Here is a 20,938-nt window from a genome sequence, read left to right as displayed (position 1 = left end):
GCTGAGACGCGTGGGCGCTTCGGACGCCACCGTGGCCCGGCCGCCTCCCGAAGGCGTGAGCAATCACCGCCTTTCTCGGGAACGTAGCCAGGGAGCGGGACCCTGCCCCTCCCGCGGCTCAGAAGATGTCCGCACGCATGTGGCTCATCAGGTTCTCGACAATCTTCTGCAGCCACGGGTTGCGCGGTTGGCCCGAAACGAGCTGTGAGGAGTGCGGTGAAGGGGGAGCGTGGTGAGGGATGCTGCTGGGCATGAACCCCGCCGCAAGGGCAAGCAGATGTGGCTTGGGAAAGAGCAGCCACAACCACACCCCGAACGGCAGCGGTACCGGATGCCTCGAGGTGGTTTCGGCCGGGGTCAAATCTCGGTCCGTCCGCGTCCGCGTCCGCGTCTGCGTTTGCGGATGGATGGGGGTAGGGGAACGCTGGCGCCCGCGTTCGGGAGGAGGAGTCCTGGACCGGCCAGGACGACCTGCTGAGCAGAAGGACGTGCGGGCAGCAGGGTGTCGAGAGCGCGAGGTCCTGCGGACGTAGCGACGTCGGACGGCCACTATCACGGCGTGATAATCCCGTTGGGGCGCGCTCATCGGGTGAAACAGCATCAGGACATGCAAACCGGGTGCCAGCACGCCATTAGGAGTCAGTATGCTGACGTCATGGCTTCCCCTTACTCCGATGGAGACCGGGAAAAGGTAGCGTCCAAGCTGCCCTCGGCGCTCCAGCAAGCACTCAAGGTTCGCGCCGCCGAACTCAGCCTGGACATCCAGGACGCCGTCGAGGCCGCCATCAACGACTGGCGCGGCAGCACGAGCAGCGGCGCGGAAGTGGACACAGCCGGCGCGAAGTCGTTCTCCACCTGGCTTCCGCCAGGGCTGTACGAGCAGTTCAAGGAGACCTGCACCGACCGCGGCATCTCCTACACCCAAGGCCTCGCCCAGTCGATCCGTGACTGGCTCGACGCGAACCCCTCCCCCCAGCACGGTGCCCGGGGGACCGACCCCGAACGGAAGATCGTCGGCAACCAGAAGGGCGGCGTCGGCAAGACCGCCATCTCCGCGGGCATCGGCGAGGCTTACGCGGAGGCGGGCAAGCGCGTCCTCGTCGTCGACTTCGACCCGCAGGGACACCTCAGCGAACAGCTCGGAGTCCCCCAGATCGAGCCCAACCACGACAGCCTGGTCTCTCACATGTGCGGGGAAGGCAGGGGAGACCTGCGCGACCTGGTCGTGGAGATAGACGATCCACGGTACGAGAAGCGCCTGCACGTCCTGCCCGCCTGCTTCGACGGGTTCCTCCTCGACGCGAAGATCGCCGTCGTGGCGACGCAGAAGCGTGGCTTCCAGAAGGAAGCCGCCCTGGAACTGGCACTGCGTCCCCTGGAAGCCGACTACGACGTCATCATCGTCGACTGCCCGCCCAGCCTCGGCATCGCGATGGACGCCGCCCTCTACTACGGGCGCCGGCGACGCGGAGAGCCCGCCGGCGTCTCCGGGGTCATCATCCCTGTCCTCGCCGAGGACTCCTCCGCCACCGCCTACGGCATGCTCGCCCAGCAGATCGAGGACCTCTGCGAAGACCTCTCCCTGGACATGGACTACCTCGGCCTAGTCGTCAATCTGTACGACTCCCGCCGCGGCTACGTCGCCACCTCGTCCCTGGACAACTGGAAGTCGCTCGGAGACCCGAAGGTCCTTGCCGTCATCGGCGACCTCAAGGAACAGCGCGAAGCGGTCCGCAAACGGATGCCGTTGCTGACCTACGCGCCTCACAGTGATCAGGCGGAAGCCATGCGACAGGTAGCGAGGGGAGCAACGCGTTGAGCAAGGCGGACACCCTGGGAGCGGCACCCGCGTTCGGCGCAGCCCGCGGCGCCCGGTCCTCCCGGCGCAACCTCATCGACCAGACCATCGGGGGCGAGGAGTCGGCTGCGGCAGCCATCACGGAGCTGCCGGTCACCCTCATCAGCGACAACCCCGACAACCCGCGCAACCACCTGCGCAACCTCGACGAGACGGTGCAGAGCGTCCGCGAGGTCGGCATCATCATCCCCATCGCCGTGGCCACCGTCGACGCCTACCTGCGCAACCGGCCGGACCGCGCCGACGACCTCGATGACGGGGCGCAGTACATCGTCGTCGACGGCCACCGCCGCCTCGAGGCCGCTCGCCGCGTCGGCATGGCCACCATTCCGGTCCGTGTCGACAACGGACGGGTCGCCACCGACGAAGCCCTCCTCGAGGCCGCGTTCGTAGCGAACTACCACCGCGACGACATGACCGACCTCGAGGAAGCTCACGCTCTCAAGGCCCTGGTCGACTACTACGGCTCCCAGACCAAGGCGGCCAAGAGGCTGGGTATCCCGCAGAACACGATCTCCAGCAAGTTGTCCTTGCTGAAGCTCACTCCCGAGCTCCAGAAGGACCTGGTGACCGGGGTGCGGAAGGTGGAGCACGTCCGCAACCTCGGCAAGTTGTCGCCTCAGGAGCAGAAGGCCAAAGCCGACGAACGGGCGGCAGCCTCTCGCAAGAAGGCGGAGAACCAGCGGCAGGAACCCGTTGAGGCCTCAGCGAGCCCCGCCGAGTATCACGGCGTGATAATCCCGGAGACGTCCCCCGCCTCAGTCACTCCGTCGTCGTCGGCCCCTCAGCCCAGTGCGGCTACGCCGTCCCGTGACCGTGAGCAGGCTTCCGAGTCCATCCCGGAACCACGCACCAGCGTGGGCGAACTCGAGACAGCGGACGTAGAGGCAGCGCACCCGAAGCAACCGAAACGACTCCCCTACGACGACGCCTTCTACTGCGTGCACCATCTTCACCAGAGGATGAGCCCCGAGACGTTCGCGCGGGGAGCCCGGGTGTGGATGGATGTCCTGCGGGAGCAGCACCCGGACGAGTACGAGGCTCTGCTGGCCGAGCTGCGAGACCAGTAGCAGGTTGGGCAACCGCTTGCCTTCCTCTGTGGAAGGCAAGCGGTGCTGTGTCGGCTGACAGGAAGCGGGTTGCCTGGGACGGCGAACGACCCGAGTCCTTGCTGGCGCCGGTGGGCACGCTGAGCTGTGGTCCTTACTGGCCGCGTCCGCCCTGTTGTCTCAGTCGCCGATCGTGAAGCCATGGTGTCTGTTGGGCGGCGGCCGGTCTTACGAATCGTCACAGGGCGGGCTCGAAGCTGGGTGCGGTTCCCACCGGACGGGTGAGAAGCCAGCTGGGGAGCAGTGTTCACCTCGTCGACGGTGACCGTCCCGAGCAGCATCACCGCTGCTGCGGGGAGCAGTTTTCGAGCGCGTCGCGCTTTTCGACGATCGAGGGCTATCCCCGCGGGGGCGGGGAGCAGGCGGTGCGGCTGTGCCAAAGGCACCATGCGGTGGGACCATCCCCGCGGGTGCGGGGAGCAGCGCGCCCGGCGGTATGGCCGGCGGTCCGGCCGGGGACCATCCCCGCGGGTGCGGGGAGCAGCCCGGCCCTGCGATCGGTGCGGCGGGACCGGCGGGGACCATCCCCGCGGGTGCGGGGAGCAGTCCCCCGACGGCGGGGCCGCACTACGCCTGTAGGGACCATCCCCGCGGGTGCGGGGAGCAGACGATGTCCTCCACCTGGTCTATCTCGATGGGGGGACCATCCCCGCGGGTGCGGGGAGCAGTTGCAAGCATGACGCCCCTGCGTAGCCGCATGGGGACCATCCCCGCGGGTGCGGGGAGCAGGAGGCGCTCGCCCGGCGCATGCCGGATCAGCAGGGACCATCCCCGCGGGTGCGGGGAGCAGGGGGGTGAGTGCGTGCCAGGCGGCCCGGTGGCGGGACCATCCCCGCGGGTGCGGGGAGCAGAGGTCGGGGAGTAGGGCGGTCACCTCGGACCGGGGACCATCCCCGCGGGTGCGGGGAGCAGATGAGTCGGGCGAGGACGATGTTCTCTGTGATGGGACCATCCCCGCGGGTGCGGGGAGCAGGGCCGCCTGGTCGAAGTCGACGACCCCGCCGCGGGACCATCCCCGCGGGTGCGGGGAGCAGGAACCGGGCGCCGACGCCGGCTCCGATTTCGAGGGACCATCCCCGCGGGTGCGGGGAGCAGCTACGAGCGCCCCGACGGATCCGGCAGCGATGTGGGACCATCCCCGCGGGTGCGGGGAGCAGAGAACGCGCTCGCGGCCCGCAATCAGCTTGTGGGGACCATCCCCGCGGGTGCGGGGAGCAGACCCCCCACTCAGCGTCTCCCCCTCTCCGGTGGGGACCATCCCCGCGGGTGCGGGGAGCAGGGCTACGGCGTGGACACGAACGGCGAGCGCGAGGGACCATCCCCGCGGGTGCGGGGAGCAGTGCGCCACCCCGGTGGCCCACGGGGAGACCTCGGGACCATCCCCGCGGGTGCGGGGAGCAGCCAACGGCGCCAGTCAGACGAAGGCTCACGATGGGACCATCCCCGCGGGTGCGGGGAGCAGAGGCTGCGGCGCAGCTCGTGGAAGACGGGATCGGGACCATCCCCGCGGGTGCGGGGAGCAGACGCGCACGCCCTTGCCCACGTCCTGGTAGCCGGGACCATCCCCGCGGGTGCGGGGAGCAGTCACCCAAGCCGTCCTCATCGCAGCCATAGCCGGGACCATCCCCGCGGGTGCGGGGAGCAGCGCTCGGCGGTCTCCCGGGCGATCCGTTCACGGGGACCATCCCCGCGGGTGCGGGGAGCAGCCCCTCCCGCCCTCCTCGAGCCGACCGGGACCGGGACCATCCCCGCGGGTGCGGGGAGCAGTAGGAGGTACCCGGACCCTTGCGGAGGTTGACGGGACCATCCCCGCGGGTGCGGGGAGCAGGAACCGGGGCGAACGGGTTGAATCGAACGGTTGGGACCATCCCCGCGGGTGCGGGGAGCAGCGCATCGCTATCCGAGGCGTGATGCGCTGCACGGGACCATCCCCGCGGGTGCGGGGAGCAGCTGTGCCCGCACCTCACACCCGACCCGATGGTGGGACCATCCCCGCGGGTGCGGGGAGCAGCTCCCGCGCCCGCTCAGGTCGTCGCTCCTGCTGGGACCATCCCCGCGGGTGCGGGGAGCAGGGAACGAAACTCCGCCGCAGGCCAGGACCCCTGGGACCATCCCCGCGGGTGCGGGGAGCAGCGCCGCGTCTTCGTCAACTCCATGTCCGACCTGGGACCATCCCCGCGGGTGCGGGGAGCAGGTGTCGTCGCCGGTCAGGCCGATCGGGGCGAGGGGACCATCCCCGCGGGTGCGGGGAGCAGGATGCGGGTGGTGATCCGCATCTCGGTGTCGAGGGACCATCCCCGCGGGTGCGGGGAGCAGGAGTCAGGGTTCTCGTGACGGGACCCGCCGCGGGGACCATCCCCGCGGGTGCGGGGAGCAGCGGGACGGGCTCCGTCGGTCCCCACACGGGCAGGGACCATCCCCGCGGGTGCGGGGAGCAGCGGCATGGGAGCGCCGTCCGCTTGATCTACTTGGGACCATCCCCGCGGGTGCGGGGAGCAGGCAGCCATGGACCTGAGTCTCTCGACTCAGACGGGACCATCCCCGCGGGTGCGGGGAGCAGCCAGCGGATCGCGTCGTTGACTTCACGCCGCAGGGACCATCCCCGCGGGTGCGGGGAGCAGAGAACAGGCCCGGGGCTGGCGCCCCACTATCCGGGACCATCCCCGCGGGTGCGGGGAGCAGTAGACGGCCTCGCCGAGTCCCACCGTGAGCCGGGGACCATCCCCGCGGGTGCGGGGAGCAGACTGGATGACCTGCTGTTTTAGTTGGTGCAGCAGCGGTTTTCGAGTACTTTCTCAGACTCCGGCATATAGGGCGTAAGAGACTCCATCCGTGTCAGCTTCTCCCGAAGCGTCTGCGTTTTGCAGCCCTGCTCCAGCCAGAGGGAGGACTCTGTCGGGGAGCAGGCCCAGGTGAGGGCGCGTTCGGGTCGGGGCGACGGATCAGGGTGATGCCCTCGTGGTCGGCAGGGTGCCAGGCATGGTCGTAGGTGCGGAAGGTGAAGCCCTGTTCGTTGTTCGTGGTGTGGGCCAGCAACGCGCGGCCCTGGCCTGCGTACTGCTGGACCTCTTCCCAGAGCACGTCGCGGATGCGGGCCGAGGGGTTGCCCACGAACACGCCTGCCGAGATTTCCAGCAGCCAGCGTGTGAGGAAGCCTCGTAGCCCGGCGGGGCAGTTGGTGAGGACGATGACGGTCACCAGAGCTCGTCTCCGTAGTCCTCGTCGGGGCCGTCGTAGTTGACGCCTGAGGCGACCTGGTGGTCCCGGTCGCTCTGCAGCGTGACCACGTCCCGATCACCCTCGAGGTTCAAGGAGCCGGCCGCCTCCGGCATCAGAAGGCGTTTGATGTCGTCGACGCACCGGTTGAGCAGGGACGTCTCGTTGATGCGGTCCCGCAGTGCGCGGCGTGTGCGGGAGCCGACGTCCTCCTCGTCCTGTGCGGCGACTTCGAAGGCGACCGGGATGCCGATCTGCGTCTTGTAGAGGTCGGCGATGTCCAGGACGAAGGACAGCTCGTGGCCGGAGTGGACGAAGCCGAGGGCCGGGCTGCATCCCAGGGAGGTGACGACGGCATGGGCGATGCCGTACATGCACTGGGCGGCGGCGGTGATGGCCTGGTTGACGGCGTCACCGCTGATGAAGTCGCCGGGAACGTAGCGGCGGCCCCGCCAGGGGACGCCCGTGCGGGCGGCCTCGGCCCGGTAGCAGTCCTTGACCCGTCGCCCCTCCCGGCCGAGGAGCTCGTGCCGGGTGAGCCCGGCAGGGTCCTCGTCCGGGAAGCGCAGCCGGTACATCGCGCGTGCCACGGCGAGGCGGCTGCGGGGGTTGGCCCACTGGCGGGCCTGGGCTTCCATGAGGGCGGAGGAACGGCTGAGGGCGCGGCCGGACGCGTAGTAGCGCACGCCGTGTTCCCCGACCCAGCAGACCGCGGCGCCGGTCTCGCCGAGCACGCTCATGGCCTGGTGGGTGACGCGTGTGCCGGGGCCGAGAAGGAGGGTGCCGATGGTCGCCGACGGGATGTGGGTGGTGCCTTCCGCGTCCTGGGCGGTGATCGCGTTGGCGTCGCGGTGGACCGTGCAGCGTTCCAGGTAGACGAAGGAGAGGCGTTCGTCGGTGCGCGTCAGGTGCCGGGAGGTGAGCGCCGGGCGCCGGGAGACGGTGCTCATGCGGTGTGCTGGTCGGACGGTGGGAGCGGTGCCAGGGTGAGGAGGCCGCAGCCGTACGCTCTGGCCCGGCCGATGCCCTGGGTGAGGGTGCGGCGCAGCAGGCCGGCGTCGGTGACCTCGAGGCGTCCTTCGAAGGTGACGATGACGACGGTGACCGGCTTGCCTTGGCGGCCGCCGGCTGTGCGGGACTTGTCGAAGGAGAGGGACCGCGTGTCCCGTACGGCCAGCTCGTACCGGTCGCCGGGGTGGGGCCGTTTCTGGTGGGTGGTGCCCTCGGGCAGGAGCCGCCGGTCCGCGGGTTTCTCGCAGACGCGGAAGCCGCAGCGCTGTTGGCGCTCCTCGTCGAGCAGCCAGCCCATCTGGTGGACGGGGGTGAGGTGGGCGGTGAGCTTGCGGGGTTCGCCTTCCTTGCGGCGGATGGTGTGCACGGGGTTGGCGGTCAGGCGGAACGCCCAGCGCTCGCCCGTGGCCAGCCGGTCCAGGAGTGGGGCGTAGGGGCGGGTCTGCCAGCCGGGGTTCTCCGGGCCGGCGACGGCGGGCCATCCTGCCTGCTCGACCAGATGCGTCAGGTCGGGACGGTCGGGGCTGACCACGTACAGCAACACCTCGGCACGGGCGCGCTGGTCCAGACGCCACAGCACGCGCGGCGCGTCGGGCGCCGGGCTGTCGGAGGGCAGGATGTGCGGGAAGGACGACATGACGGCCGCGTGCATGGCCTGGGGCGAGGACATCAGGCGGCGGGCGCCGGGCCGCGCGGTGTTGACGCGGAAGCGGGAGAGGAACATCAGGCGCTCTCATTCTCCAGGGCTTCGAGGGCGGCGAACGGATCGTGTGCGTCCTGTGGGCCGCCGCCGCCCGACGGGATCGGAGTGGACACGGAGTCGGTGACGACGGTGCGCAGGGCGTGCCGCCGGCCGGCGGCGTCGAAGGTGACCGGCTGGTCACGCTGGACATCCGCGGCTGCGGCTGACTCGTCGGCGGCCGTCTCCCGCAGTACGGTCAGGGCCTGCGGGGTCCGGCGTTGTCTGCGGTACCAGGCGGAGGCCTGCCAGGGCACGCTCGCCAGTACGTCCTCGAGGCGGGTGTCCTCGTACAGTCCGAGGTCGACCGGTTCGGCAGGCGGGCACGAACGCCGGCCGAGGTAGGGCGGGTACACCGGGGCGCGCAGGGCGTCGCGCAGAGCGAGGAGCAGGTCGTGATCGCCCTCGACCGCGGCGACGAAGACGGCGTCGGCGAGGTAGAACCGCTCGGACAGTGGCATGGACGCGCCGGTGACGCCGTGATGGGCGGTGTGGAAGTCCCGGATGCGGGTGCCGGGCTGGTCCATGCGGACGGCGAACCGGAGTGCCGCCAGCGGGGCGAGGCGCCCGTCGTCGCCGCGTTCGATGCCGGCTGCGGCGGCGAGCAGGCCGATGACACCGCTCTTGGTCGGGGCCGGTTCGGTGGTGCGGCGGGTGAAACGGGAGGAGGCCCCCCAGGACTGCAGGGGGCCTGCCAGGCGGAGGGCGAGCACGCTCGTGCGGCTCATGCGGGCTTCTCCAGGCGTTCCGCGACGGCCTGGCCGACCGCGGCGGCGAGTTCGCGCAGCGTGCCGGCCTCGGTGCCGAGATCGGCGAGCTTCTGCGTGGCGGGGCCGACGCGCAGCACCCAGGTGAGAGTGGTCTCCGGGTCGCCGTAGGCCCGCTCGACGTCGGAGGCGTACGCAGCGAGCCGGTCGGCGGCTTCACGCAGGTGCCCGCCGCCGTCGCTGCGGACCGGGTCCTCGAAGGCGGCGACGCAGCTGATCGGCCGGGTGGTGCGGAGCTTGACGACCACGGCGTCGGGCTCGGTGTGGTGCCCGAAGGTGTTGATCTTCCCGGTGGGCAGGGAGGCGACGAAGGCCTGCACGAACGCTTCGACGGCACGGCGTACCGGCTCGGTGCGCGGTTCGTCCTCGCGCAGTCCCTGGCCGAGGTTGTCGGCGAGCTGGTGCACGCCGAGGGCGGCGTAGCGGTAGAGGGTCGCGGAGTTGAAGTCGACGGTGCCGATCATTCCGGCGCCGGTCTCCTCGTCCGTGTTCTCGTCGTCGACGGCGGTGTAGTAGTCGGACTCGTTGTCGACCCGGTGAACGCTGAGGGCGTGGGCGACCTGCACGGCGGCGTCGACGTTGATGTCGGCGACGTCCGCGACCATCCGGCCGAAGAGGGCGATGTCCACGGAGTGACGCGTGTCCGCGAGCTCCTTGGCCCTGGCCTTGTTCTCCTTGGTCTTCAGGAACGCCGCGATGTCGGCGGCGCCGTCGAGGGCGAGGCGCGCCAGGCCGTCGAGCTGCCGGGAGCTGAGGAAGACCAGGTACTTGCTCTCGGGGGCAGGTGCGGGGCCCCCGTCCTTCTTCGCCTGGTCGGCCTTCCGCTTGGGAACCTCGGTCTTGAAGCCGGCGGCCTTGACCGTCTCGTCGGCGAGCTTGAGCGCCGTCTCCTGTCCCACGGAATCATCGAGCCCGGTGATCCGGTCGGCCAGGAGCTCCACGATCTTCTTGGTCCGCACGCCCAGCTCGGCGGGGTCGAGCAGGTGCTCGTCCCTGAAGTAGGTGCGGATCGCCCGCTTCCACGCCTGGCTGGAGACTCGGGCGCGGGGGACCCCACCGTAGACGGCCGTCTTGGGCGCGCCCGTGTCGTCCCGGTTGAGATTGCTGGGCGGGACGGTCTGCAGGGCGTGCACGTCCAGGAAGATGCGGTTCACGAGGCGTCCTTGTCGCTGTCCGGGGTGGTGTTCTCGTCGGAGGCCGGCCGGGGCCGTCGCTGCTCGTGGAAGGAGCGGCCCCAACGGCGGCGGACGGCGGCGGGGCCGTCGGGCCACTGCCAGCAGTAGAGCTGGCCGGCGAGGAGGGCGTAGTCGAGCGGGATGTCGTCGCGTCGCAGCAGCGCGACGATGTCGCGCAGCCGCTGGGTGAGGGAGACCAGGTCGGGGGCGGTACCCGCGCGGACCAGGCGCTTGCGGACGGGTTCGTCGATGTCGTCCGCAGGCATCAGACGCCGGACCGCGGCCCCCAGGCCGCCCGGCCGCTCCCGGGTGTGCCGACGATGCATCGGCGCGCCGCGCGACTGCTGGTGGAAGGCCCACAGGGTGAGGGCCGCGTGCAGCGCGTTCTCGGCACGCACCAGTTCCTGCTCGCCCAGCGGCCGCATTCCCTCCGTCGGGGTGTGGAGCGCGTCGGTGTCGATCAGGTTCCACAGGTCGGGCGTCTCACCCGCCTCACGGCCTGCGCCGCGGCGCAGGCGGGCCAGAGCGGCGACGGCCTGAGACCTGTCGTTGAGGTAGCCCTCCTGCCAGGGGCCGATGTGCGTGGCGGTGAGCTCCGCGACCCGCCGGTGGACCGGGACTGCGGCGGGCGGGGCTGATGCGGGTGTGAGTGTCATGCGTGCACCTCCGGGGCGGTCGCGGCGTCATCGGTTTCCGGCGGACCGGCCGGCCCCGGCGTGTGCAGGCCGTCGTCGCCGAAGGCGGCGTCCCCTTCACCGGAACCACTGGAACCAGGGGAGCCGGGAGAATCGGGGTCGCCCAGCGCCCTGGCCAGCCGCCCCCGGAACCACACGTCGGCCAGGCCCGCGTTCAGCCAGTGGGTGCCGCCCTTGTTGTCGGTGTGGAGCCGGCCCTCCCAGGCCGCGTCACCCGCGGCGGCGATGAGGCGGTCCCCGACGCGTCCCACGGTCTGCCGTACCTGGCGCTGCCACGTACGCCGGTGCTCGAAGGGATCGCTAGTCCCGGCCATGGCGGACAGCCAGTCGCGGTACGGATGGTCCAGCGCGTCGAACCCCTCGGCACGGGCCGCGGCCTTCGGCCCCTCTTCCTCGGACCCGGTCGCCCGGGCCAGATCGGCCGCGAGGTCACCCAGGATCCGTACGGCCCGGTCGGCGTCCTCCGCCGCGGAGACGGCCTGCTGGGCGTAGGCGGGGTCCTGCGCGTGCAGCAGGACGACCGGCATCACCAGGCGGTCGTCGACGACCTCGTCGACCACGGACTGCTGGGTCCCGTACCTGACGCCCGCCACCCGCGCACGGACGAGGAAACGGCGGGAGAGGTGGCCCTCGGTCACCAGCCGGGCGACCCACTCAAGGATCCGCGGCCGCAGACGTGAGGGTCCTTCGGCGCCGCCGGTTTCCTCCAGCCGGTCGGCGAGGAGCGCGGCGATGCCCCGCCAGGCCGACCGGGCCGGATCATGTTCCAGAGGCAGGTACACCGGCGAGCGCCCCAGCTTCTTCTCCTGCGCGGGACTGCGCCGCCACGACGTCATCGGCTCGAGGCGGTGCATGTTCCGGGAGACGAGCGGATCGCCGTAGCCCAGGACGACTCCGTGGACGCCGTCCGCGTCGTGGTGCAGGCGCACCCGGCGCGACTGCCAGGTGTACAGGTCACGCACACCGGTCGCGGAACGCCCGCCGGAACCGGGACCGCAGGGTTCACGACGCCAGGCCGGCCGGTCGTCGGGGGAGAAGCCGAGCTCTTCGGTGTCCGCCGCCACCAGGTTGAGCAGCAGCGTCTCGCGCAGCGTGTCGCCCTCCACGAAGACGCCGCCGAGTCCGCCCGCCCAGCCGGTGCCGAGCGGATACACCTTGCCGCCCTTGACCCGGTCGTCGCCGACCATGCCGGTCTTGATGCCGGAGGTGTCGTAGGCGTGGACGTGGACGACCCAGCGGGCGGCCTCGGCGAAAGACAGCCGCTTCACGTCCGGCATCCGTGCGCTGAAGAACGGCTCTCCGGCCGGCACGTCGGCCACGATCCGGTTGAGGGAGAAGACCTCGTCCTTCGCCGTGCGCAGCCCGGGGGTCTGCAGGAACGGTGTGATCGGGTGGAGCAGGTCGAACCGCTCGCGGTGCTCCTCCAAGTAGGCCTGGACGGGGGCGAAGCAGCCGGGGTCCTCCCACAGCTCCGCCCATTCCTCGATGTCGGCGGGACCGTCCAGGCCGTCGTGGGCGACGGCCAGGAGGAGACGGACCAGGGCGAACTCCTGGGTGGGCAGATCGCCCAGGACACGCCTCAGATCATGCGCCTGGGCGAAGACCTGAAGCAGCGACAACTCGTCCTGGGAGCCGTCCCTGCGCAGCACCTGGATCCACGGCCGGCTGATCAAATCGAAAGACAGCACCTCGCCCGTCGGGGGATCAGGTAACTCAGTCGTCTGCGTCACGGGTCACCTCGAGACCGTCTTCAGGGCTGTACCGGAGCGAGAATCCTGCCAGCCGGGTCTGACAGTCCTCGTCGAGAGCGAAGATCAGCTGGTCGGACAGCCAAGGGCTGTCCTTGCCCTGCCACTTGGGCAGATACAGCTGCTCCAGTTCCTCGATGGCCCGGTCCATGGTCTTCCCGGAGAACTGCAGGGGGAGCCGCAGTCCGCAGCTCGCGGCGGTACGGGCCGCGAACGGCGTCGGCGTCGCGTCCTGCGGGAGCTCGACGCCGGCGCGCTGCCGCTTCCTGCGGTCAGGCTCGAGCCATGGCAGGGTGGCGAGGCTCCCGTCACCGCGTCGCTGTACGACGACGACCTCCAGGCTGTCCCGGCTGTCGCGGACCTGAGCACGACCGGTGGGGGTGTCGTCCGTGTCCCCCACTCCGGCGGCGACCCAGCCGAACAGCGGGCGCCCCGGTCTGCCGACGTCTCCCAGACGGAACACGGCAGCGCGCTCGGCCTGGCCGCTGCGGTGCCGCTCGAACTGCTCGCCGGCCTCCTTCATCGCCTCTTGCCAGTCCTGCGGCCCGACCGGCCCCTCTCCATAGGCGCTCTGCACGAGCGGGCTGATGTCCGCCGGGAGACGTACCGGCCGCTGGGGCCCGCCGTCGAGGTGGGGGCGGAGTACCGCGGCCGACCGCAGCAGGGCGTACCGCCCGTACACCGCGACCGACCCCCGCACCGGGGCGGGTACGTCCGCCGTCCATTCCACTCCCGTCACCAGGCAGCGCGCGGTCCGCAAACGTGCGGGCCGGCCCTCCTGGTCCTGCCCGCGTCGGTGCCGGTGCAGACGGCCCATGCGCTGCAGCAGCAGGTCGACGGGGCACAGGTCGCTGACCAGCAGGTCGAAGTCGACGTCCAGGGACTGCTCCGCTACCTGGCTGGCCACCACGATGTGCCGGCCCGTTGGCCTGGCGTCCGTCTTCCCCGGGGGCCCGAAGAGGCGCAGCAGTGTGCTGTCCTTGTCCGCCCGGTCCAGATCGACGAAGCACGAGTGGGCGACGGTCACGTTCTCGGCGCCGAACCTCTCGCGCAGCACCCGGGCCGTCGTCAGTACCCGCTTGACCGTGTTGCGGATCACCAGGACACATCCGCCGTCGGCCAGCTCGTCCTCCAGCCGGCCGACGAGGACGTCCAGATCGTCGACGAGCGGCTCCACCTGCACGGCCGTCGACCGAGCCGATGCCCGTGGGCGGCGGACCAGTGGCGCTGCCCCTCCCGGGGAAACGGCTGTCACCAGCGGGTAAGCGTCCGGCGTGCCCATGTTCCAAGAGGCGCCCGCCCCGGTCCGTCCGGCATAGGCCTCGACGAGCTCGCGTCTGCGCGAGGCCGGCAGGGTCGCGGACAGCACCACCACCGGCACCCGGTACGCGCCCAGCCAGGAGAGCACCCGGTCCAGATACACACTCATGTAGGTGTCATAGGCGTGCGCCTCGTCGATGACGACGACCTTCCCGGCCACCGCGAGATGACGCAGCGCCAGGTGCCTGCTCTTCAGCCCGGCGAACAGTAGCTGGTCGACGGTGCCCGCGACGAACGAGGCCAGCATGGCTTTCTTACGCCCTCGCAGCCACGTATGCGCCACAAGCTCGGCACTCGCACGGAGTCGTCCGTCCGACTTCTGCCCGGACGCGGGCGCCGCTTCGTCCACGCCGACGGCCGTGACCCGCCCCTTGCGCGCCATCAGACCGGCGAAGTCCTCGTTGAGTGCCGCCTTGGAATGGGCCAGATGCACTGAGTGGCGTAAGCCCGCCACTCCCGGCAGCCGGTTCAGCCAGTCGAGCAGGCGAGGGAACATGGCGTTGCCGGTGGCCATTGTGGGAAGGGCGAAGAACACCCCGCCCGCACCCGAGCGTGCCGCGAAGATCTCGGCAACGGCGAGCGCCGCCTCCGTCTTCCCCTCGCCCATCGGCGCCTCGACGATCATCAGGCCAGGCGTCTCCATCTCCCGGGCGAGTTCCACGGCCGCTTCCTGAACAGGGCGCGGCTCCGCACCCGCAGGCAGCTCGAAACGGGAGGCGAACAGGTCCCGGACACTTCCGTCCGGCTCTTCGGCCCGCCAGGGGGCCGGCAGGTCCAGCCCTTTCCAGGCCGCAGCGAGACGGTCCTGGTCGTTGTGGGCCGCGCCCTCGGGGAAATACGGGAAGAGGTCCGGGTTGCTGGCGATCCAGTCCGAGACGATGACCAGCGCGGTGAGAAGCACCTGCACGGGCTGCGGCAGCCTGACCGCCCGCCATCCATCCAGCCGTTCGGCCACGCCGAAACGCTCGGCGCAGGCATCCAGCAACTCGGTCTGCACCTGCCGCCAGACACGGTTGCTCGCACCAGGAGTACGCAGCAGTTCCTCACGCGCGTACAGCGCCTTGATCTGCCCGTGCTCGGGCGGCACCCCATGATGCCCGCCCACGGCAACCGTGAACTGACCGGTACGCGAAGACACCCACCCGTGGCGTTCCTCCAGCCATTCCCCCAGCAGGACCTGCCCTGCCAGACCATGCGGCGCGATCCGGCGATCCGGCCCCATCGCCCTCGCCGAACGCATCTCCAGCCCTTGGTCGCGCATCGCGTTGGCGAGCTGATCCACCTGGCAGGCGAACGCCGGAGTGGCCTTTCCGATGTCGTGAACTCCGGCGAGCCACACGGCGAGGGCGCGTGCATCCAGCTCACCCTGCGGCAACGCCTCAGCGACCAGGCTCCGTACCCCCAAGGGAAGCCACTGATCCCACAGCAGGCCGGCCACCGCGGCACTGTCCTCCATGTGCCGCCACAACGGCAACCAGCCGTCGCTGTCACGATCATGCTTGGCCCACACGGACCGAGCGGACTTCCCCAGCCGGCTCCACAGGCCCGTACGAGCACTCCCCCCAACGCTCATGAGGGATTGATACAGGAAAGATCGGCGCCCGTAGGTCAATATGAGCAGATAAGGCTGTTCGCGGGAGGAGCAGCGCCCTTGAGACGTACGATGATCGGCTCGTTCTTGATCCAACAGGAAGTGTCCTACGTGTGGATCGTTGCCTAATGTCCTACTTGCCGGAATCTGCAATAGTTGCTGAAAGTGCGCTTCATCCACGATAAACATGCAGGTCAAACAGTCTGCTCCCCGCACCCGCGGGGATGGTCCCCTGACGGATGCCTCGGGGCTCACCGGCTGGATCTGCTCCCCGCACCCGCGGGGATGGTCCGGACAGCATCCCGGCGTTGATGATGGCTGACGACTGCTCCCCGCACCCGCGGGGATGGTCCCCCGAGCGATGTCCTGCCAGATGCTCCACAACGCTGCTCCCCGCACCCGCGGGGATGGTCCCTTCGCCTTCAACCAGCCCTTCGGCCCTTCCTTCTGCTCCCCGCACCCGCGGGGATGGTCCCGTCGACTTGCGGGCCTTGCGGGGGGCGGTCAGCTGCTCCCCGCACCCGCGGGGATGGTCCCACCCCCGGCGAGGCGCCCGCCACCAAGCCGTCCTGCTCCCCGCACCCGCGGGGATGGTCCCTGCGCGTTACCGTCGGCGAGGGTCACCACCTCCTGCTCCCCGCACCCGCGGGGATGGTCCCCGGACGTCTTCGCAAGGCTGCTGGAGGTGGCCCTGCTCCCCGCACCCGCGGGGATGGTCCCACGTCTTCCCACGTGACATAGACGCCCATGAGCTGCTCCCCGCACCCGCGGGGATGGTCCCCTGTGGGGCAGCGTGATCGCCCTCACCGGGTGCTGCTCCCCGCACCCGCGGGGATGGTCCCTCCGCCGGGTCCCATTCGTCGCCGAACATGGCCTGCTCCCCGCACCCGCGGGGATGGTCCCCGGCAGTGGCTCAGCGTCGAGAACGAAGGCAACTGCTCCCCGCACCCGCGGGGATGGTCCCCACGGCGTGGCCGGCCCCGAGTTCGTCCGGCACTGCTCCCCGCACCCGCGGGGATGGTCCCATGGCACCCGTGGGCCGGGGGTTGAAGATGAGCTGCTCCCCGCACCCGCGGGGATGGTCCCGCGCCCCCCGCGACCAGGCCACCGCCGCCGAACTGCTCCCCGCACCCGCGGGGATGGTCCCAGGTAGGACTCCCATCCGCCGCACTGGATCTCCTGCTCCCCGCACCCGCGGGGATGGTCCCGGTATCCCCGCGTGTCGCATCTGTCCGAGGTGCTGCTCCCCGCACCCGCGGGGATGGTCCCGGGCCGGACAGGGCGGGTGCGGTGAACCAGCTCTGCTCCCCGCACCCGCGGGGATGGTCCCCCGGCGTCGTCGCCGCGGACTCCGAAGCACATCTGCTCCCCGCACCCGCGGGGATGGTCCCCCGATCACCCGCGTACCGGGCAAACGGCCCAACTGCTCCCCGCACCCGCGGGGATGGTCCCCTCGGGGAACTCGCAGGGGAGCGGGTGCCGGTCTGCTCCCCGCACCCGCGGGGATGGTCCCAGCACGTCGAACCGGTACTTCCACGAGGTGCTCTGCTCCCCGCACCCGCGGGGATGGTCCCGCCGGCCAGGTGCCCGGGTCCTGGTGGTCGTTCTGCTCCCCGCACCCGCGGGGATGGTCCCACCGCGAGGGAGCCCTCCCGGGTCAGGACCGCCTGCTCCCCGCACCCGCGGGGATGGTCCCGACGATCGCCGCGGTCAGCGGGCTCGTGACCGCTGCTCCCCGCACCCGCGGGGATGGTCCCCCGAACCGGAAGGCACCTGACATGCCTGCGTACTGCTCCCCGCACCCGCGGGGATGGTCCCCCCGGCAGATGCCGTCCAAAGAGTGCGGATGCTGCTCCCCGCACCCGCGGGGATGGTCCCACGGCTGTGCGCAGTGCCCGGGCGCTGTCGGGCTGCTCCCCGCACCCGCGGGGATGGTCCCTCTTCCAGGACGTGCGGCGACTGCCCGACGAACTGCTCCCCGCACCCGCGGGGATGGTCCCTCGATCGAGCGGGGCCCGTGAGGTCCGGCGATCTGCTCCCCGCACCCGCGGGGATGGTCCCGGCGCCCTGCTGGCGGCATCGGGTGCGCGTCCCTGCTCCCCGCACCCGCGGGGATGGTCCCGTGCCGTCGGGCACGGTCTCGGCGAGCAGCGGCTGCTCCCCGCACCCGCGGGATGGTCCCTGGACAGTGGCCCGGTTCGCGAGCGAGGCCATCTGCTCCCCGCACCCGCGGGGATGGTCCCGGCACGGCGCGTTCAAGATGCGGCTCCGGGGCCTGCTCCCCGCACCCGCAGGGATGGTCCCTTCACCACGGCGGCTCCGCCGGCGGTGAAGCGCTGCTCCCCGCACCCGCGGGGATGGTCCCGAGAAGGGACGGTTCACCACCGTCGTTTACGTCTGCTCCCCGCATCCGCGGGGATGGTCCCATCTGGCACACCGTGCGGATGGCGTCCACGAGCTATTCCCCGCACCCGCGGGGATGGTCCCGACCCCGCCGCCATCCCCCAGTGGACCGGCCACTGCTCCCCGCGGGTGCGGGGATGGTCCCACGCCCGGGGTGCTGCCGGTCAGGTACCCCACCCGCTCCCCGCACCCGCAGGGATGGTCCCACGGGCAGTCCGGCGATCTCGCCGATCTGGCCCTGCTCCCCGCACCCGCGGGGATGTTCTCGTTTCCCCAGCGCGACCACAGTCCGGGCCGACAGACTGAGTGAACCTCGCACCTGCGGGGTAGCTTCTACCGCCCTATGAGCCAGCGTGGATAACTCAAACTGTGTACCCGGGGAATGACGGTTGCAGGTCGAGGAGGCCATCGGTCTGCTGACGAAGGTGCTGAACTCCAGAGAGCGGAAGATCGGGGTCCGGCTGTCAGCCAGAGGTAGCGGTTGGCGCCGCGTGAACAGGAGAGGAACCGTCCTGCGACGGAATACTGCCCACTGGCGAGTTGCCCGCGGTGGCCGTAGCGATTGTTTGTCCGCTCGTCCTCTTGCTTGCCGAACGTGACCGCTTTCGCGGTCGCTTCACCGGCTCGTCGGCACCCAGTTTCGCCAGTTCCGTCGCTGTCCAGCCTGCTGCTTCGGCGTCGACGTATGCCTTGCCGTACGACTCGTCGAGTTCGGCGAGCTGCTCCAGCAGTCTGCTCCGCTTGGCCAGGATCTCCACAAGCGGGCCCGCGGCCACTTCCCGGCGTTCCTGGAGTGCCCTCATTTTCTGCAAGATCTCATCAGCGCTTGGCATGCGGTGATCGTAGCGTCCGCCATTCCGGCGACCGTCCGGAATTTGACCGTAGTGTCGCAGGTAGTAGCGGTTTTGACCACACGTCATGAACACCCGGAGTCTTTTAGGGGCGCAGTAACCACCGGCAGCAAGTTGTAGGTTACTGGGCCCAGTAATCGGAGATCGGCGGCCGGGCTGCACTAGGTTGGCCGTCGTCGATCTTGGTCCAGGGATGGACCGGGAGGGGTAGGAGAGGGGGGCGCCAGCGTGGACAAGCCGCCGGCGAATAAGGAGGCGCGGAGCGCTCCGGTACGGCGCCGTGGACGCGAGCCGGGCGGGCCCCGGTCGCATCGCCTCAAGATCTCCTACAACGACGCCGAACTGGCGATCGTGCAGGCGGCCGCCGACCGCGAGAACCAGGCGCTCGCGGCATGGGTCGGCGAGGTGTCGCTGACCGTCGCCACCGAGCGAGTGGTGCCCGTCTCGGCGGACGCCAAGAGGGTTCTGCAGGAACTCATCCAGACGCGCGCACAGCTGCGCCGGGTCGGCAACAACCTCAACCAGGTAGCCCATGTACTGAACGCCCAAGGAGAGGTGACCGACGCTCAGGTCAAGGCCGTGCTGGCACTGGTCAATGAGACCGTTCGGCACGTCGACGCGGCCACGCTGCAGGTGATGAGAGAGCGGCGGCCGCGCTCGTGATCCCGAAGGAGGCCCGGCCGGGCGACGACACTGCCGGGCTGCTGTTCTACCTGTATGGCCCGGGCAAGCGCGATGAACATGTGGACCCGCACATGGTCGCGGCATGGGACGTCGCGGTGCCCGACCCAGCGCGGTCGGACGAGTTCTCCATTCCCGATCTCGCCCTGCTGCTGGACGCCCCTGTGCATGCCCTGCGGGGCAAGAGGCCCCCTCTGCATGTCTTCCACGTGGCGGTGCGCAATCCCCCAGAGGATCGGAGGCTCACCGACGAGGAGTGGGCCCGGGTGGCGCGGCAGATGATGCACGCCTCCGGCATCGCCCCGCACACCGACGACCAGGGGTGCCGATGGGTAGCCGTACGCCATGCTGACGACCACATTCACATCGTGGCGACCCGGGCCCGCGAGGACGGGCGCCAACCTGACACGAGCTGGAGTCGACTGCGGATGCAGGAGGCCGCGCGCGGGTTCGAGGTCGAGTTCGGCCTGCGCCGTCTGACGCATGCAGACGGCACCGCGAGCAGGTGGAGGAAGCCCGGGGAGGCGGAGAAGGCGGCACGCAGAGGGTTGTCCGAGTCTGCCCGCGAGACGCTCCAGCGCGCTGTGCGTGAGGCGGCAGCGGCCGCCGTGAGCGATGCTGACTTCTTCGAGCGGCTCGCCGCGGCCGGACTGCGTGTGAAGCAGAGGATTGCCCCGGACGGCAACGTGACCGGCTACTCCGTGGCCTTGCCGGGCGACCGCAACCGTGAACAGAAGCCGGTATGGTTCCCGGGCACCAGACTGGCCCCCGATCTGTCCCTGCCGCGCGTACGCGAACGCTGGAACGGCCCTCCGGTAAATACCCAGCCGTCGGCGGATGTGTGGCGTGTGGCAGCGGAGAAGGTCCGCGCCGCCGCCGACCAGCTCGGTGTCGGAGGACTGCATCAGGGAGCGGGGGACGTGGCCGCGCTCGGTGACCTGATCGTGGTCGCCGCGACCGTCTCGCCGTACCTGGTACGCAGTCAGATGCGTAAGGCCGCGTACGAGTTCGAGCGGGCTTCCCGGGCTCCGGCCGCACGCGAGATGGAGGGCCAGGCGCGCGAGCTGTACCGGGAGTCGATTTACGTCCTTTCCCGCTCCGTGTCAGCGGTCGGACGCAACGACACGGTCGCCGCGCTGGGCTTCCTGCTGGCCTTGGTGACTGCGGTGGAGGCCTCCCGGTGCTGGCACCAGGCGCAGGAGCACCGGGTCCAGGCGGAGGCCGCCGGGCGAGCCGGGCGGCTGCTGCACGAAGCAGTCGAGGTGACCGTCGGAGTCAACGCGGCACGTGAGTGCCGACCCAGCTCCAAGCGCACCGCGGCCCGGGCTGGGACCGGGTGTCGCGCGGCCACATCGCCGGGCATCCGGCCGATGGCCGGCACTGTCCAGGAGGCCGTCCCCGAGCACGCCCGCGAGATCCTGGCCGATCCGGCGTGGCCTGCCCTGAGAGCCCGGCTCGCAGAGGTCGAGAAGGCCGGTGACGATCCCGGTGATGTCTTGGCAACGGTCGCCGCCAGGCGGGAGGTGGACTCTGCGGACTCGGTGGCTGAGGTGCTTGTATGGCGCCTGGACGGATGGCAGCGGCAGCGCAGTTCGGCGGTCGCGGCGTCCGATAGCGGTACGACTGCTGCGCCCGCCGGGGGAGCCGGGCGGACTGTCCCGACCCGCAAGCAGGGGGCGTCCTCGCCGACGCGGCGGCTGCCTGGCGAGGAGCAGCGCAAGGGCCCGAAGCGGGGCCGCTAACGAGGGGAGAGCGCGGGATGACGACACCGGGA

Annotated in this window: 13 protein-coding genes and 2 CRISPR repeat arrays; of the genes, 4 read left to right on the top strand and 9 right to left on the bottom strand. The window is 70.7% G+C overall.

All coding sequences use genetic code 11. The features are described from left to right. Positions 1-655: 655 nt before the first annotated feature. Complete coding sequence (locus C1708_RS33210) at positions 656-1,819, top strand: ParA family protein (RefSeq protein ID WP_106416636.1); 1,164 nt, start codon at positions 656-658, stop codon at positions 1,817-1,819. After that, the gene (locus C1708_RS33205; protein WP_106416635.1) at positions 1,816-2,928 is read left to right on the top strand and encodes a ParB/RepB/Spo0J family partition protein; all 1,113 of its coding nucleotides are present in this window, start codon (positions 1,816-1,818) and stop codon (positions 2,926-2,928) included. Before C1708_RS33210 ends, C1708_RS33205 begins: the two co-directional genes overlap by 4 nt. Before the next feature lie 372 nt (positions 2,929-3,300). Further along, positions 3,301-5,710: direct repeats of the CRISPR family, unit length 29 nt; unit sequence GGGACCATCCCCGCGGGTGCGGGGAGCAG. A gap of 92 nt (positions 5,711-5,802) precedes the next feature. Here C1708_RS33205 and cas2e read toward each other — a convergent pair. The 9 genes from cas2e to C1708_RS33845 form a co-directional block, all read right to left on the bottom strand. Continuing rightward, positions 5,803-6,165 carry a type I-E CRISPR-associated endoribonuclease Cas2e gene (gene cas2e / locus C1708_RS33200; protein WP_106416634.1) on the bottom strand — a complete coding sequence of 121 codons (363 nt, stop codon included), beginning with the start codon at positions 6,163-6,165 and terminating at the stop codon, positions 5,803-5,805. After that, positions 6,162-7,133, bottom strand: a complete 972-nt coding sequence (gene cas1e / locus C1708_RS33195) for a type I-E CRISPR-associated endonuclease Cas1e (protein WP_106416633.1) — start codon at positions 7,131-7,133, stop codon at positions 6,162-6,164. The genes cas2e and cas1e overlap by 4 nt, the downstream gene beginning before the upstream one ends. Further along, positions 7,130-7,918: a type I-E CRISPR-associated protein Cas6/Cse3/CasE gene (cas6e, locus tag C1708_RS33190; RefSeq protein WP_106416632.1), complete on the bottom strand. Its 789-nt coding sequence runs from the start codon at positions 7,916-7,918 to the stop codon at positions 7,130-7,132. Before cas6e ends, cas1e begins: the two co-directional genes overlap by 4 nt. Continuing rightward, positions 7,918-8,661, bottom strand: coding sequence for a type I-E CRISPR-associated protein Cas5/CasD (cas5e, locus tag C1708_RS33185; RefSeq protein WP_106416631.1), 744 nt, complete (start codon positions 8,659-8,661; stop codon positions 7,918-7,920). Before cas5e ends, cas6e begins: the two co-directional genes overlap by 1 nt. Further along, positions 8,658-9,854: a type I-E CRISPR-associated protein Cas7/Cse4/CasC gene (cas7e, locus tag C1708_RS33180; protein ID WP_106416630.1), complete on the bottom strand. Its 1,197-nt coding sequence runs from the start codon at positions 9,852-9,854 to the stop codon at positions 8,658-8,660. The genes cas5e and cas7e overlap by 4 nt, the downstream gene beginning before the upstream one ends. Next, positions 9,851-10,531 (bottom strand): type I-E CRISPR-associated protein Cse2/CasB, encoded by a 681-nt coding sequence (casB, locus tag C1708_RS33175; protein WP_106416629.1) that lies wholly within the window; start codon positions 10,529-10,531, stop codon positions 9,851-9,853. Before casB ends, cas7e begins: the two co-directional genes overlap by 4 nt. Next, complete coding sequence (casA, locus tag C1708_RS33170) at positions 10,528-12,300, bottom strand: type I-E CRISPR-associated protein Cse1/CasA (RefSeq protein ID WP_198602781.1); 1,773 nt, start codon at positions 12,298-12,300, stop codon at positions 10,528-10,530. Before casA ends, casB begins: the two co-directional genes overlap by 4 nt. Continuing rightward, entirely contained in the window at positions 12,284-15,148 is a 2,865-nt protein-coding gene (gene cas3, locus C1708_RS33165; protein WP_157951319.1) for a CRISPR-associated helicase Cas3', read from the bottom strand. The genes casA and cas3 overlap by 17 nt, the downstream gene beginning before the upstream one ends. Before the next feature lie 284 nt (positions 15,149-15,432). Further along, positions 15,433-17,351: direct repeats of the CRISPR family, unit length 29 nt; unit sequence CTGCTCCCCGCACCCGCGGGGATGGTCCC. Between the two features lie 745 nt (positions 17,352-18,096). Continuing rightward, positions 18,097-18,465, bottom strand: a complete 369-nt coding sequence (locus tag C1708_RS33845) for a hypothetical protein (RefSeq protein ID WP_133169117.1) — start codon at positions 18,463-18,465, stop codon at positions 18,097-18,099. 246 nt (positions 18,466-18,711) lie between these two features. Between C1708_RS33845 and mobC the strand changes: the two genes are divergently transcribed. Continuing rightward, the gene (gene mobC / locus C1708_RS33160; protein WP_106416627.1) at positions 18,712-19,146 is read left to right on the top strand and encodes a plasmid mobilization relaxosome protein MobC; all 435 of its coding nucleotides are present in this window, start codon (positions 18,712-18,714) and stop codon (positions 19,144-19,146) included. Beyond that, positions 19,143-20,906, top strand: a complete 1,764-nt coding sequence (locus C1708_RS33155; protein ID WP_106416626.1) for a relaxase/mobilization nuclease domain-containing protein — start codon at positions 19,143-19,145, stop codon at positions 20,904-20,906. Before mobC ends, C1708_RS33155 begins: the two co-directional genes overlap by 4 nt. Positions 20,907-20,938 lie beyond the last annotated feature (32 nt).

Origin of the sequence: Streptomyces sp. DH-12, from assembly GCF_002899455.1 — a bacterium.
Lineage (GTDB): Bacteria > Actinomycetota > Actinomycetes > Streptomycetales > Streptomycetaceae > Streptomyces.
This window is presented reverse-complemented; position numbering and strand designations above follow the sequence as displayed.